This is a genomic window from uncultured Hymenobacter sp., from assembly GCF_964242765.1.
In the GTDB taxonomy this organism is placed as follows: Bacteria; Bacteroidota; Bacteroidia; order Cytophagales; family Hymenobacteraceae; genus Hymenobacter.
In genome coordinates this window covers 1-13,873 of the sequence record NZ_CAXTBM010000043.1, presented here as the reverse complement: position 1 = coordinate 13,873, position 13,873 = coordinate 1, and the positions used below count along the sequence as shown (strand labels likewise).

Genomic DNA, 13,873 nt, shown 5'->3' with positions numbered 1-13,873 from the left:
AGCACAGGTTTAGGGTTGCTTTTGCATACCCAAATAGTCGGCTGCCAGCGTGGCTAGCGTTTTCACGCCCAGCGTGAAGCCACTTTCGTCGAGCGTGAAGCCAGCCGTGTGGTGGTCGGCCGTGGTGGCCGGGTTGGCACCCTTGCTCATGCCGCCCACAAACACGAACAGGCCGGGCACTTTGTTGGCGAAGAAAGAAAAATCCTCGGCCCCGGTTTTTGCTTTGATTTCCTGCACATTAGCCGCGCCACCAGCTACAGCTTGCAAGGTGGGCAGCATCTGGGCGGTTAGGGGCAGATTGTTGAACGTAACGGGTACGTAGGGCTCGATGCTGACCTCGGCCGTAGCGCCAACGCTTTCGGCAATGCCCTTAGCCGTGCGGCGGATGGCAGCCCAGAGTTGCTCTTGCGTGGTCTTGTTAAGCGCCCGAATCGTACCGCTCAACTCGACGTCGGCCGGGATGACGTTATAGCGCGTCCCACCTTTGAGCGTCCCAACGGTCACTACGGCCGCGTCGTCGGTGAGATTCACCTGGCGGCTGACGATGGTTTGCAAACCCAAGATAATCTGGGCCGCCGTCACGACCGGGTCCACGCTGTTCCAGGGAGCGGCGCCGTGCGCGCCTTTGCCTATCACTTTAATCGTGAATCGGTCGGAGCTAGCCATCTCGCCCCCCGGCCGGTAAGTGAGCGTGCCGACTTGGTTCTGAGCCCATACATGCACCCCAAAAACTGCATCTACTTTCGGGTTTTCCAGTACGCCTTCCTTCACCATAAGCTTGGCCCCGCCTTCCACACCCGGCAAGGAGCCTTCCTCGGCCGGCTGAAAAATGAACTTGACGGTCCCGGGTAAGTCTTTTTTTACTTGATTCAGTACCTCGGCCGCGCCCATCAGCATGGCCGTGTGCGAGTCATGGCCGCAGGCGTGCATTACGCCCACGGGCTGGCCCAGGTAGGTGCTTTTGACGGTGGAAGCAAAGGCCAAGCCGGGGGTTTCGGTTACGGGCAGCGCGTCCATGTCGGCGCGTAGCGCTACCACCGGGCCGGGTTTGCCGCCGCGCAGAACAGCTACCACGCCGGTGCGGGCCACGCCGGTCTTTACTTCCAGTCCCAGCTTGCGCAGATGGGCTGCTACAATACCGGCAGTACGAGTTTCCTCGTTGCCTAGCTCGGGATGCTGGTGGAAGTCGCGCCGCCAGGCAATCACCTTAGCTTCTTCGGCCTGGGCGAGCTGGGCAATGCGGGCGTTGAGGGCGGCGTCTTGGGCGGCAGCGGGCAGCACCAATGTGGCAGCAAAGGAAGTCAGCAGTAGCAAGTGTTTCATAGATGAAAATGGAGTGAGCTAGCAAATTTGAGTATACCACAAAGCTCTACGGCCCCAGCCGCCTCTGCTTTCTATCCGCAGGTTGGCACAGCTTCCCGCAAGTAGGCGCAGCTTCTCTTAGCAGTAGCGCAATAGCATGTTTTGCGACTACTACTGTTCCGTGGCCGAGCAAGCCGCCTCGTTTCAGTTTGTACGTTGTTAACTGCCCGAGCCTACTTCACTTCTTCATGCCCAGATAGTCGGCCGCCAAGGTGGCAATGGCTTGCACGCCCAGCGTAAGACCACTTTCATCGACGAAGAAGCCGGGAGTGTGGTGGGGAGCAGTTTCGGTGGGATTTTTTCCTTTGGGCATGCCGCCCACAAATACAAACAATCCGGGCACTTTCTCTTGGAAATAGGCGAAGTCTTCGGCGCCGGTTACGGCTTTCTGCAACACTACGTGGCCAGGGCCGGCCACGCGTTGCAGCGTGGGCAGCATCCGCTCGGTTAAGCGCGGATCGTTGTAGGTAATGGGAGCATAATTAACGATATCGACTTCGGCTGTAGCGCCCGCACTTTCCGCAATGTTGGTGGCCGTGCGCCGAATGGCCGCCCATATCTTCTGCTGCATATCCTTATCCAAGGTTCGGATGGTGCCGGTCAGCTCCACTTGGTCGGGAATGATGTTGTTGCGCACCCCGCCGTGGATCATGCCCACCGTTAGCACGGCGGCGTCTTCGGTTAGCTCGGTTTGGCGGCTGACAATAGTTTGCAGGCCCGTCACGATTTGGGCCGCCGTCACCACCGGGTCCACCGCCAGCCACGGGTACGCCCCGTGCGCCGACTTGCCTTTCACCTTGATGGTGAAAACATCGGCGGCGGCCATGGTGCCTTCGGGGCGGTACTTGAGCGTACCCACTTCGGTTTGGGCATTGATGTGCAGGCCGAAAATGGCGTCTACTTTCGGGTTATCGAGCACGCCTTCCTGCACCATGAGGCGGGCGCCGCCTACCACGCCGGGCAGGGAGCCTTCTTCGGCCGGCTGGAAGATAAACTTGACGGTGCCGGGTAGGTCTTTCTTTATCTGGCTTAGCACCTCGGCCGCACCGAGCAGCATAGCCACGTGCGTATCGTGGCCGCAAGCGTGCATCACGCCAACCTCTTGGCCGTTGTAAGTGGTGCGGGCTTTCGAGGCGAAGGGCAACGAGGCAGTTTCCGTAACCGGTAAGCCGTCCATATCAGCCCGCAAAGCCACCACCGGACCTGGCTTGCCACCTTTCAGGATGCCGACCACGCCCGTACGGGCTACGCCGGTTTGCACTTCCAAGCCTAGTTTCTTTAGTTGCTCGGCCACGATACCAGCCGTACGAGTTTCTTGATTACCCAACTCGGGGTGTTCATGCAGGTCACGCCGGCAGGCTATTACTTTCGCTTCTTGGGTGGCAGCTAGCTTGGCTATGCGCGTATTGAGGGCGGTGTTCTGGGCCGCAGCTGGTAGGCTCAGCATAGCTGCAAACGAAACCAGGACTAAAGAATGCTTCATGTAGGAAAAACAGATTGGGCGCAAAAGATACAGCCTCGCCAGTAAAGGAGCGCCCTCGCCGCGCAAGGTTTACTCTAGCGCATACTTCTTGAAAGCGTTAAGAAAACAATCCGCAAGCAGTACAGCATAGCTTATGAATATAACGGCATGAGTTACTTTTGTGGCTGTTGCTGTTTGTTTGCCTTATGCCTTACTTAGTTGCCGCTCCCGATTCTGTGCCTGCTACTTGGCCGGCTGCTTGGCAGCAGTCGGCTTTCCGGCATCGGCTACTGCTAACGTTGGTATTGCTGGGGTTGTTGGTAGCCAACTTGCCGCATTTTTTTGCTTGGGTGCAGGCCCGGCCCGGCAGCCAACTGCCTGACCCGCTGCTGACTTTGCTGCCCGCGCACGAGGTGTCGTGGCCAACCTTTATTGTTATTTACGTAAGTGCCGGGGTTGCCCTTACGTACGTGCTGCCTCGCCCTTATGTGCTGCTTCAACTGTTGGGGGCCTATTGGCTGATGCAGGTTTGCCGCATCATGCTCCTTGCATTGCTGCCCCTAGAGCCGCCTGTTGGCCTGCTGCCCCTCCGCGACCCAATTATCGACACGTTTATTTACGTGGCAGCCGGCCCCATCACCAAAGACCTGTTCTTTTCTGGCCACACCGCTACTGTCATGTTATTGGCTTTGGCTACAGGACCGGGCCCGCGTCGTTGGGGATTGTTGGCGGCTACTGCTCTAGTAGGCTTATTGGTGCTGGTGCAGCATGTGCACTACACGTATGATGTGGTGGCTGCCCCTGTTTTCGCCCTCGGCTGTTACTGGCTAGCTGCCCGGTGGGCGGACCCAGCTAAAGAGCCGGAGTAACGTGTAGAGAGCAAGCAGCCTCTATTTTCTTGTTGAAAGCTTGATGCAAAGCAAGTTGCTAATCAGCAGCTTGCTTGGAAGTAACGGTACTATCTTGTGGAAAATCCAGTGAGCACACGGCGCTTTACCCAGCCAATTGTCCTCCAAAAAAATACATATTTTAATGGAGTAATTCAATACTTTCTTAGATAGTTCCTCATATATTGCTTGGCCATTCAGCGTTAGCTAATGGACAGGAACTATTTATATGAAGTGGATAATTACGTTACTGGCCTTGCTGCTTAGCGGGCCTTTACTAGCGCAATATCAATACTGGGAAGCCGATTACGATGCTCTTTCGCGCACTTTGAAAGGCCAGTTGGCGGACACCACCCGCTTACGAGTGCTGGTGCAGCTAGTTGATATAGTCGATTTGTCTGAGTTGCGACGCCGGCGCCAAGTGCTGCCCCAGCTTGATGAGTTGTTGGCTCTCAACCAGCAACTCAGGAAACTAAACGATGTTCCTTACCAGCAGTTGCGGGTGGGCGTGCGGCTGTGGGCTCAGGACCCGCCCAATCCCCTAGCGTTGGCAGCCATGCAGGAAACTATCTTCTTGTTTGACGAAGCCAACAAGCCCGTGCCCCGCCTGCTAATTGCTATGGCGCCATTGTTTAATGTACTGCTTCAGGTGTCCGCTCGCGGAGTTTACTTTCGTGAGAAACTTGACTTTTACAAGCTGCGCGGAGATAAGAAGAGCATGGCGGCTTGTTATCTGGCTCTGGGCGGCTACTACCGCCACAAAGGCGACTACAACCAGTCGATAAGTCACTTGCTGCGGGCCGCCGATTTATTCCGCGAGTTTGATCGTACGCATTACCTCAACGAAATTATGGCGGCGGGTGCTGCTTACGCTGATTGGGGTAATACGCAGCGGGCTTTGCATTACTTGCGGCAAGCCATGAAGCTGGAAGACACCTACCGGATTGAAGGGGTGAAGCGCTTCTTTACTATCGAAGCAATTTCCAAGGTGCACCTCCGGCAAGGCGACTATCAGGAAGCTTTACGCTTTGCCGATATGGGTTTAAAAGCGGCCCGTAGCGATTCGGCAGTTGAGGCGGTGTATACTGCTTACGCCTTGGTGCAGAAGGGCTCGGGACTGCTGGGGATGAATCAGCCGGAGCAAGCCTTGCCATTTCTGCGCCGGGCACAGCATCTCGACGATTCGCTGCATTTGCCTATGACCGGGCGGGTGGGGGAATTTGAGCTAGAAGCTACATGGGCACAGTATTATGCCGCTCGCCACAACTATCCGCAAGCGGAAAAGCATTGGCTTCGTGCCTACCACAAAGCCACTGCGGCCCACATGGAGGTGCTGTTGCCCCGATATTTGGCGCAACTTTCTCGGTTTTATGATGCGCAGGGACGGCCGGCTGAGGCACAGCGCTACTCCCGTGCTTACCTCACCCTAGCCGATACGCTCGATGCTGCCGAAGGAGCTTTTCATACAGCACAATATGAGGGCGAACGAATAGAGCAAGCCCAGAACGCGCAGATTGCCAACCTGCGCCATGATCAGGCATTGCAAGCGCTGCGCATTAAGCAACGCAACTTGCTATTGGGCGGGTCTATGCTAGTGGTAGTCCTGCTGTCCAGTTTGGGGCTGCTGATCTACCGGCAACTTCAGCACAATCAGCGCACATTGCGGCAACTGCGGCAAGCTCAGGGCCAGTTAATACAATCCGAAAAGTGGGCTTTCGTTGGCGAGTTGTCGGCAGGTATTGCGCACGAGCTGCAAAATCCGCTCAACTTCATGAAGAATTTCGCGGAGGTCAGCACCAAGCTCATGGATGAAATGAGCAACAATGATTCGTTGAAGAAGAGCAATCTAGAGCAGGAAATACTAACGGGGCTACGCCAGAACCTGCACGAAATTAGTGAGCACGGCTTACGGGCTTCCGCCATTATCAAAAATATGCTGGAGCACTCCCGCTCTGGCACCGGCCAGCCTGTGCCTACTGACCTGAATGCGCTGGCGGCCGAAGCAGCCCAGCTAGCCTACAAGGGCTTTCGAACTCAAGATCCTACGTTTAGTACTACGCTCAAAACCGAGTATGATCTTCAGCTACGCCTCACGCCAGTAGTACCACAAGACCTGAGCCGGGTGTTGATAAATCTGTGTGCCAATGCCTTACACGCGGTGCGCCAGCGGCAGCAAACGGGGGAAGAGGGCTATAAACCCGAGATATGCATCCGTACCGTGCAGCACAGGAGCGCAGTGGAGATTCGGGTATGCGACAATGGGGTGGGGATGCCAGAGAACGTACAGCGGCAGATTTTCGAGCCCTTCTTCACCACAAAACCAGCCGGCGAGGGTACGGGCCTGGGTTTATCCCTGAGCTACGATATTGTAAAGAAAGGCCACGGGGGCAGCCTTAGTGTAAGCAGCGAAGTCGGCAAAGGCACCGAGTTCATTATTACATTGCCTTGCTAACGCGTAGATAATGCTCACGCTGGCTGGACGTTCAAAAGCGCCTGTTGATTTCTACTTCAAGTGTTTCTCGTAGATGCCCGCCGCAATCTTTTCGGTTAGGGCCTTGGGCACCAAGCCGGTGAGCTTCGAGGAAATCTTATTTAAGGCTCCCGGAATTACTTCGGCTTCGCCCGCTAGCAGGGCCACAACGCCGGCCTGCGCCACCTGGGTCGGGGTCATCGACACCTTGTTGGCGGTTTCTTGCAGCCCGGCACTCATCCCAGCCCGGTCAGCAAAATCGGTGGTGGTAGCGCCGGGGCTGAGGCAGCTAACCGATACGCCCGTCTCGCGCAACTCGTAGCGTAGGCCGCGCGAGAAACTAAGTAAAAAAGCTTTGCTAGCAGCATAGAGCGTAAGCGTAGGCACCGCCTGGTAGGCAGCAGTACTGGCCACGTTTAGAATGTAGGCCTTGGACTGCCGGTGCAAAGCGGGTAGCAGCAAGTGGGTTAGGGCCACGGGTAAGTGCATGTTTAGTTGCAGCATATTTTGCTGCTCCGCCAAGGTCAGCTCTTCAAAACGGCCCCACATGCCATAGCCAGCATTGTTGATTAGTACCGTCAGGTCCTGGGTCTGGCTGCCCACCCACTCCGCTACCTGTTCGGCGGCACCAGCGGCCGCCAAGTCACAGGGGAAAACCAGGGCTTGAATACTATGCAGTTGCCGCAACTCCGTAGCTACCGACTCTAATTGATCGGCGGAGCGAGCCACGAGCAGCAGGTCGTAGCCGCGGCGGGCTAGCTCGACGGCAAACGCCCGGCCGATTCCGCGCGAAGCGCCAGTGATGAGAGCAGTAGCCATAAGACGAAATAGCGAGCTAAAGTGTGGTAGAGAGTTTAATGCTCGAATGGGTCGTTTTGCTTGGTTAAAACAGCAAACGTACCGATCTGACTCTCCCTATTTCACCAGATGAAGAAACCGCAAATAAAACGGTGTAGGGCTGTTTTCGGTCTTGGGTTGGTACTTGCCAGCCAGAATGGGCACGTACATCACGCGCCGCCGCGAAGCCTCGCCTACCAAGGGCGACTGGGCCACCCGGTGCCACATGCGGCCATCGTGCACCGTTAAGTCGCCTGCTTCCGTTTCAACGGCAACTTCGTTGGGGTCGAAGCTAACGTCTTTGTAGTATTTCTTGCGAAAGAGCATTTCGCGCAACGGCTGGCGGTGCGTGCCCGGTATCAGGCGTAGGCCACCGTTGGTAGAAGGCGTGCCATCCAAGTGAAAGCCCACGTTGAGCATCGGGCCGATGCGCTTGCCGTAGAACACATCGCGCAGCGAGTCGGTGTGCCAGCCCATCTGCGAAAACTCACTGCCCGTCACGTTCACGTAGTGATTGATAACGAGGCCATCTTTCTCGTTGATGCCAATTCGACCACCGGGAGCCTCAAGCAACGGAAAGAGCGCCTGAAACCGTGGCTCCTCCAAAAATTCGCGCAGCTCCGTGCTATAATGATTCGCGAAGGCGAAGCGCTGCACAATCGGGGAGCCATCGACGTCCTTGCCGTACTTAATAGGCACGCCATTTACTTTCTGCACTTCCTCGGCTAGCCATTGGCGCTGTACTTGCTCGGTAGCGCGCAACAAGCGTTGCACCGTGCTGATATCAGCAAAAGCCCGAAAGTGTAGGAATCCATTTCGTTGGAAAAACGCCAGTTGTTCAGCCGTGAGGGCAGAGCCTAAGGTGAAACGGGGGTAATTCTGTAGTGAAGACATAAGGAGCGGAGGCGACCGGCAAATGCGCCTGCGGGCACAAAGATAGGAGAGTGGCACCGGACAGTGCCTTGCTAACCGTAAAATTAGGGTAACAAGGGGTGGTGGAATACTAGCATTTGCAACCTTGTAAGCGGCCGAAGCCGCCGAAATTTCAGGTTGGTAGGTGAAGAACAAGTGAATCAACCCGCAAATCAGCCACAGGTTTTGCGGGCTTGTGTACCTTCGCTTAAATGCCTGGATTCCGGTTCATTTCATTTGCGCCTTGGCGAGAGCTTCGCCTCGTGTTTTGCACCCTGGCTGTGCTAGGAGTAGTGCTGACCGACACGGCATTGCTGGCCCAAACAACTGGTTCTGGCCTCGTGCCTTTCCGCAGCAACGGCCGCTGGGGCTACGCCGACCACGCGCGCCGCTTGGTGCTGCCTCTAGCCTACGACGAAGCTGGCCCGTTTGTGAATGAAGTGGCCTGGGTGCGGCAAGGTACGCTGTATGGCTACATCGATGGCGGCGGAAACCACATCACGCCCGTGTACTACACCCGCGCTAGCAACTTCCAACAGGGGCGGGCCCACGTCGAGCTGAACGGTGAAACCTTCGATATCAATCCCAGTGGCCAGCGCCTAACCACGCCTCCCGACCCCGAGCCGGAAACCGACTACTTAGCGCAAGGCGACTTGGTGCGCCGCCAAGGGAAGGTAGGCTTCCGCTTCACGATTGGCTCCAATACGGTGGTACCCAGTGACTACGACGAAATCCAGGACCTGCACCACAATGGTTTGTTACTAGTGCGCCAAGGCACGAAGTGGGGCGTACTGAATGGCAAAGGCAAGCTGACGTTGCCTTTGGAATACGATGCCATCAGAGCTACTGCCGCCAACGCCTTTGCGTACCCTATTGTGGAGCAAGCTAGCCGCTTCGGGTATCTCGACAATAAGGGCAAATTACTGACCAAGGTGAAATATGCCTTTGCCGAACCATTCACAGAGGAAGTGGCTTGTGTAACAACCTCGGCAGGCAAGACCGGCTACATCGACAGCCGCGGCAAGGAATATTTCGAAGAGTAAGGCAGGATACACTCCAAATTGGCATATTGGCCGTTGGCTAATTCTACCAGCAAGCTTCTGTTCGACGGGCAGTTACAGCCGTAGTTCAGGGCCCAGCTTAAGTGCTATTTTTCGTCGTATATTTCAATGGCTTGATATCCGCTACTATGCTGCCGCTGCCCATTCTTAACGTCCACCTAAATGCCTGCGCCGAAGACTGGCAGCAGATGACGCCCACCGCGCAAGGCCGCTACTGCGCCCATTGCAACCGGGTAGTCATCGATTTCACCAAAAGCACTCAGGCAGAGCTAGATGCTGCTTACCAAGCTGCTGGTGGGCGCGTTTGTGGCCGGTTCCGGCAAAATCAGCTTACGCCTAAGTTGCCGCTACGCCCAAAGCTGCGGCGGTTTCTGGTGGCGCTGGTGCTGGTGTGCGGGTTGGGTTTGACAAGTGGCGAGGCGTGGGCGCAGGTGCGGAAGACGGCACCGGTTGGCTTTTCTCATAAACAAAGTAACGGACCGGCTAAAAAGCTTTCAAAGACAGCTTCCGAACTTAAGCAGGTAGAGTTTGAAACATTAGGTGAGTTAGTAGCACAACCTGTGGTATCACCTCCTGGTGCGTCGCAGGTGTATGGCTATGTAGAGCAGATGCCTGTTTACAAGAGCGGCGGCTCAGAAGGCTTAATGAAATTTGTGCAAAGTAATGTGCGCTGGCCTGCTGGTAGCGGAATGCTGGATGCAGAGGGTAAGGTATTTATCAGCTTTGTTGTTGATAAAAATGGCCAAGTAGGTAACGCAAAAGTGCTCAAAGGCATACACCCAATACTGGATGCCGAAGCCTTGCGCGTAGTACGGCTACTGGACGGGCAGTTTGAACCAGGCAAGCAGAACAACAGGCCTGTGGACGTGAGCTATACCATTCCCGTCACTTTCAAGCGCGACTGAGATGTACAAGTTACTGCTGATGTGTGGGCTATGCTTAGTGAGTGGGGAGACGTGGGCACAAGTGAGAAAATTTGCACCAAAGCCCAACGGGAGTAATATGCTGGTAGTTTCTAGACCAACAGTCAATTCATATATTGAGAATATGGCTATTACAGGGTTGTTAATTGAGCCAACGCTACCAACGAAGAGTCTAGATGAAGCTTTCCGCGTCCCGTTAATTGACAATCCTCCCCAGTTCAAGGGTGGAAAGGCTGGCTTAAAACGTTTCCTGCAAATGAACTTGCATTACCCACTCCTTCTACTCCGTTCCAATGTTGAGGGGTGGACTAAAGTATAGTTTACCGTAGATGTTGATGGGTATATCCGTAATCCTACGGTGTATAAAAGTCTTTGCCCACCCTGGGATGACGAGGTACTACGAGTTGTAAGGCTTCTCGATCAAAGATTTGAGCCAGCAACGTATAATGACGAAAAGGATGTGGCTTATTACTTTATAGACATGCCATTTTCTATAGACGTGCTGTTTTTTATAAAGTAAATAGTAGCAACCTGTATTTCCAGAAAATCAATCTGTGACGTCTTCGTGCTATCACTGAGCAGCGCCGAGCCGAGGCGGAATACGTTAGCTATTCCCCGAAAAATTCCGACTTTACTGCCTGCATCTTCCTCCCACTCTCGACCTCTGCCTCTATGATTTTCACGCCTAGCCCTATGCTGCTGAAACTGCTTTACACGCGCGGCAGCTTGCACAACACGCCCAACGGCGTCGCCTTCAGCATCAAAAACCGCCTTGATACCGTCCGCTTCACTCGGCTGGACTACGTGGAGGTGGGGGAGCAGCGCGTCGCCCCCGAAAATATTGCTTTGGACTTAGGCGACGGCGACATCCGGCCCGCCCGCGACGTGCTTAGCCGGATACCGGGCGGGCTGGAGTTTCCGGTAGGGCATAGCATCACGTTCCACCTCACAGCTACGGCGCTGCCTGAGGGTATGCACCCCATCCGGGTGCAATTTGCCGCCGACCCGTTCGGCGACCTGCTCGTGGAGGTGGAGGACGTCATTGTGCGTCACTCCGACAACCGCACCCGTATTCCGCGCCAGAGCCAAGACGACTATTCCGAGGCCGCCATTCAGGCCCGGCAGCGTTTTGCCGAGGAGTTCTCAGGGCAGGAGTTCAAGCACCTCAAGCACTACTCGTTTGATGCCCACACGCTGCAAGGCAACTGCGAGCATTTCACGGGCGTAGCCCAGGTTCCGGTTGGGCTAGCTGGCCCGCTGCATGTCGACGGTGAGTTTGCGCAAGGCGACTTTTTGGTGCCCATGGCTACCACCGAAGGTACGCTAGTGGCTAGCTACAACCGTGGCATTCAGGTGCTCAACTTGTGCGGCGGCGCGAAATGTACTGTTATCGGTGATGCCATGCAGCGGGCCCCTGTGTTCGTGTTCGATGATGCGCGTGGTGCCCGAGACTTTGGCCGCTGGGTAGCCGAGACCATCGACCAAATCCGGCCAGAAGCGGAAAGCACGTCCAGCGTGGCCAAGCTGCAATACATTGATACCTACCTCGCCAACAAGTTTGCGTATCTGCGCTTCAACTTCAGCACTGGCGACGCAGCGGGCCAGAACATGGTAGGCCGGGCCACGTTTGCCGCCTGCTCCTGGATTTTAGAGCATTACAAAGGCGCCCCCATCCGGCACTTTTACTTAGAATCAAACTTCGCTACCGATAAAAAAGCGTCCCAAATCAACGTGATGCGCACCCGTGGCAAACGGGTAGTGGCCGAGGCCGTTGTCAAGCGCGACGTGCTGCAACAGCGCATGCGCGTAACGCCCGAGCAACTGGCTTATCACGGCCAGGTCAGCAACGTGGGCGCTTTCTTATCGGGAGCTAACAACAACGGGGCGCATTCGGCCAATGGCATCACCGCCCTCTTTATTGCCACCGGCCAGGACGTGGCCAACGTGTCGGAGTCGTCGGCGGGGGTGTTGTATTCCGAGGTTACCAAGGAAGGTGACTTATACCTGAGCATTACCATTCCCTCGCTTATTGTGGCCACCCACGGTGGCGGGACGGGGTTGGCTACGCAAAACGAATGCTTGCGCATGCTGGGTTGTGTGGGTCGTGGCACGGTCAATAAGTTTGCCGAAATAGTGGCCGGTGTTGTGTTAGCTGGCGAGCTAAGTCTGGCTTCCGCCATTTCCTCCTCTGACTGGGTGAGCAGCCACGAGCAGTACGGTCGGAACCGGTAGGGCAGACTGTTGTGGGCTGCGGCATCAGTAAGGATGAGAGCCGGCGTATAAGTATAGTAATGCTGATCTAACGCGTTAGCCTTATGAGAATTGCCGCTATTTCGTTGCTCGTAGTATGCAGCGTAGCTACCAGGCTTGCGTTAGCTCAAAGTGGAATGAATGCTTATGACTTAGCTGATATTTCGAGAGGCCGACCTACTTCTACCCGCAACCTCAATCGAAGCACTAATGAGCAAGCGGCCATTGCCGGCACGCCCAGTATGGCCTACTACAATCAGGGCTGGAACGCGGGCACCGTGCAGCAACTCGACGGCCAGAGTAGCCCTGTAACCGGGCTGCGCTACAACCTCAAATTGCAGTGGCTCGAAGTGCAGGATGCTTCCGTGCTGGGTGGCATTCGGGTGTATCCGAGTGGCAGCCTCAAAAGTTTCACGTTGGTACCCGCGGCCGGACAGGCACCTCACGTGTTTCAAGAATTTAAATTTAGCTCAACCCGGGCGGGCAGCGGGCGGGGCTTCATGGAAGTACTCCATCATACCGGTGAGGTGCGTTTGCTGGTGCGCCACACCTTCGAAGAGCACAGCGGCGAAACAAACCTGGCCCTGAACACAGAAATACGTCCGGCGCAACGGCTGCACGTTAGTGCCCTGTACGTAGCACTCGTTAGCAAGCCCGACAAAGCCACTGAACTGAAGCTGGACCGCCGCAGCGTTTTGCGCTTATTCGAGCGTTATGCCAACGAACTCGACGATTACGCCACCAGCAAGTCCCTGAGCTACAATAACCTCGATGATGTGCTGAAGCTGGTGACGTACTATAATGCCTTGCTGGCTAACCCCACCGCAAAATGAACTACCAGCTACGCTTGGTGGTAGGGCCGAGGCCTTAAGTTTGCTTCTGCAACTGAATTTGCGCAGTCAGCGCATCCTGACTTTTTGGTGAGCACGCAAAACGCCCAACGAAACGGTTATTGCCCTCAACCCCAAGAATACGCAGTAATTAGTGGCCAGATGCATTGTAAAGTGGTGGTAAAGTAGCCTTCTGCGCATTTTGTAGGTTAAGACGGCTAGTACGACGACATAAAAAAGCCCCATCCGAAAAGGAACGAGGCTTTGCCGAAAAATAATTGTAAGATTTTACAGCGGGTCAGCCGTAACCTGGAAGCGAGTATCGCAACGCAGCGTGATGTCGCTGGAAATGGGCTTCGCAATTTCGGCCTCAGTGGTGAGCGTGTAGCTTTTCGCCTTGATATACTTATCAAGCACCGCCTTCGTGGGCTCCAAGGTAATGGCCTTTACGCCCTGCGGTACCTTGTCCAGCGAAGCCAGTAGAATCTTGTCGTTGCTGTCGGTGCTGATGTAAATGCGGATCAGCTTCAAAAAGTCGAAGTTCTGGCTACTGGGGTCCGTGATAGTGAGCGTGAGTTGGGTTAAGGTTACCTTCTTCACCAAGTCAGCCTGTGTGCCTTCGGTGCTGAAACGCTCTTCTGATTTTGTGGGGACGCTAAGCGGTGTTAGCGGTACTACCCGTCCTAGCGGGAATCCACCAGACACCTTGATATTTTGGGAATCCTTGATATCGAAGGTCAATAGCTTGTCAATCTTCTCGCAGCCCATGGCAAGCAGCAAGAACGCCAAGGGGAATAGTATCAGTACTTTTTTCATAGTAGTTGAATTTTGCCTCGAAAATACGGCGAAGAATAATGGTAGGATTGTCTGCTCGGTTAA

Annotated in this window: 11 protein-coding genes; 6 read left to right on the top strand and 5 right to left on the bottom strand. The window is 55.2% G+C overall.

Annotated features, from left to right (window positions below; translation table 11 throughout):
* Positions 1 to 9: 9 nt before the first annotated feature.
* Positions 10 to 1,323: an amidohydrolase gene (locus tag ACFE7X_RS17070; RefSeq protein WP_375436897.1), complete on the bottom strand. Its 1,314-nt coding sequence runs from the start codon at positions 1,321 to 1,323 to the stop codon at positions 10 to 12.
* A 217-nt stretch (positions 1,324 to 1,540) separates the two neighbouring features.
* Positions 1,541 to 2,845 (bottom strand): amidohydrolase, encoded by a 1,305-nt coding sequence (locus tag ACFE7X_RS17065; protein ID WP_375436896.1) that lies wholly within the window; start codon positions 2,843 to 2,845, stop codon positions 1,541 to 1,543.
* Between the two features lie 185 nt (positions 2,846 to 3,030).
* Here ACFE7X_RS17065 and ACFE7X_RS17060 point away from each other — a divergent pair, with 185 nt between their 5' ends.
* Together ACFE7X_RS17060 and ACFE7X_RS17055 are read left to right on the top strand one after the other, a co-directional pair.
* Positions 3,031 to 3,693: a phosphatase PAP2-related protein gene (locus tag ACFE7X_RS17060; protein WP_375436895.1), complete on the top strand. Its 663-nt coding sequence runs from the start codon at positions 3,031 to 3,033 to the stop codon at positions 3,691 to 3,693.
* 247 nt (positions 3,694 to 3,940) lie between these two features.
* A complete protein-coding gene (locus tag ACFE7X_RS17055; protein ID WP_375436894.1) occupies positions 3,941 to 6,163 on the top strand; it encodes an ATP-binding protein in 2,223 nt (740 codons plus the stop codon).
* Positions 6,164 to 6,214: 51 nt separating this feature from the next.
* Here ACFE7X_RS17055 and ACFE7X_RS17050 read toward each other — a convergent pair whose 3' ends face one another.
* Together ACFE7X_RS17050 and ACFE7X_RS17045 are read right to left on the bottom strand one after the other, a co-directional pair.
* Positions 6,215 to 7,000, bottom strand: coding sequence for an SDR family NAD(P)-dependent oxidoreductase (locus tag ACFE7X_RS17050; RefSeq protein WP_375436893.1), 786 nt, complete (start codon positions 6,998 to 7,000; stop codon positions 6,215 to 6,217).
* Positions 7,001 to 7,096: 96 nt separating this feature from the next.
* Positions 7,097 to 7,912 (bottom strand): phytanoyl-CoA dioxygenase family protein, encoded by an 816-nt coding sequence (locus tag ACFE7X_RS17045; protein ID WP_375436892.1) that lies wholly within the window; start codon positions 7,910 to 7,912, stop codon positions 7,097 to 7,099.
* A gap of 230 nt (positions 7,913 to 8,142) precedes the next feature.
* On the opposite strand from ACFE7X_RS17045, the gene ACFE7X_RS17040 reads away from it, so the two are divergent.
* The 4 genes from ACFE7X_RS17040 to ACFE7X_RS17025 all read left to right on the top strand — a co-directional run bounded on the left by ACFE7X_RS17040 (position 8,143) and on the right by ACFE7X_RS17025 (position 12,997).
* Positions 8,143 to 8,973: a WG repeat-containing protein gene (locus ACFE7X_RS17040; protein WP_375436891.1), complete on the top strand. Its 831-nt coding sequence runs from the start codon at positions 8,143 to 8,145 to the stop codon at positions 8,971 to 8,973.
* 146 nt (positions 8,974 to 9,119) lie between these two features.
* Entirely contained in the window at positions 9,120 to 9,896 is a 777-nt protein-coding gene (locus ACFE7X_RS17035) for an energy transducer TonB (RefSeq protein WP_375436890.1), read from the top strand.
* A 690-nt stretch (positions 9,897 to 10,586) separates the two neighbouring features.
* Positions 10,587 to 12,146, top strand: coding sequence for a hydroxymethylglutaryl-CoA reductase (locus ACFE7X_RS17030; protein WP_375436889.1), 1,560 nt, complete (start codon positions 10,587 to 10,589; stop codon positions 12,144 to 12,146).
* A gap of 155 nt (positions 12,147 to 12,301) precedes the next feature.
* On the top strand, positions 12,302 to 12,997 hold the full coding sequence (locus ACFE7X_RS17025; RefSeq protein WP_375436888.1) for a hypothetical protein: 696 nt from the start codon (positions 12,302 to 12,304) through the stop codon (positions 12,995 to 12,997).
* 285 nt (positions 12,998 to 13,282) lie between these two features.
* Here the strand turns inward: ACFE7X_RS17025 and ACFE7X_RS17020 are convergent, their stop codons facing one another.
* Positions 13,283 to 13,810, bottom strand: coding sequence for a hypothetical protein (locus tag ACFE7X_RS17020; RefSeq protein WP_375436887.1), 528 nt, complete (start codon positions 13,808 to 13,810; stop codon positions 13,283 to 13,285).
* Positions 13,811 to 13,873 lie beyond the last annotated feature (63 nt).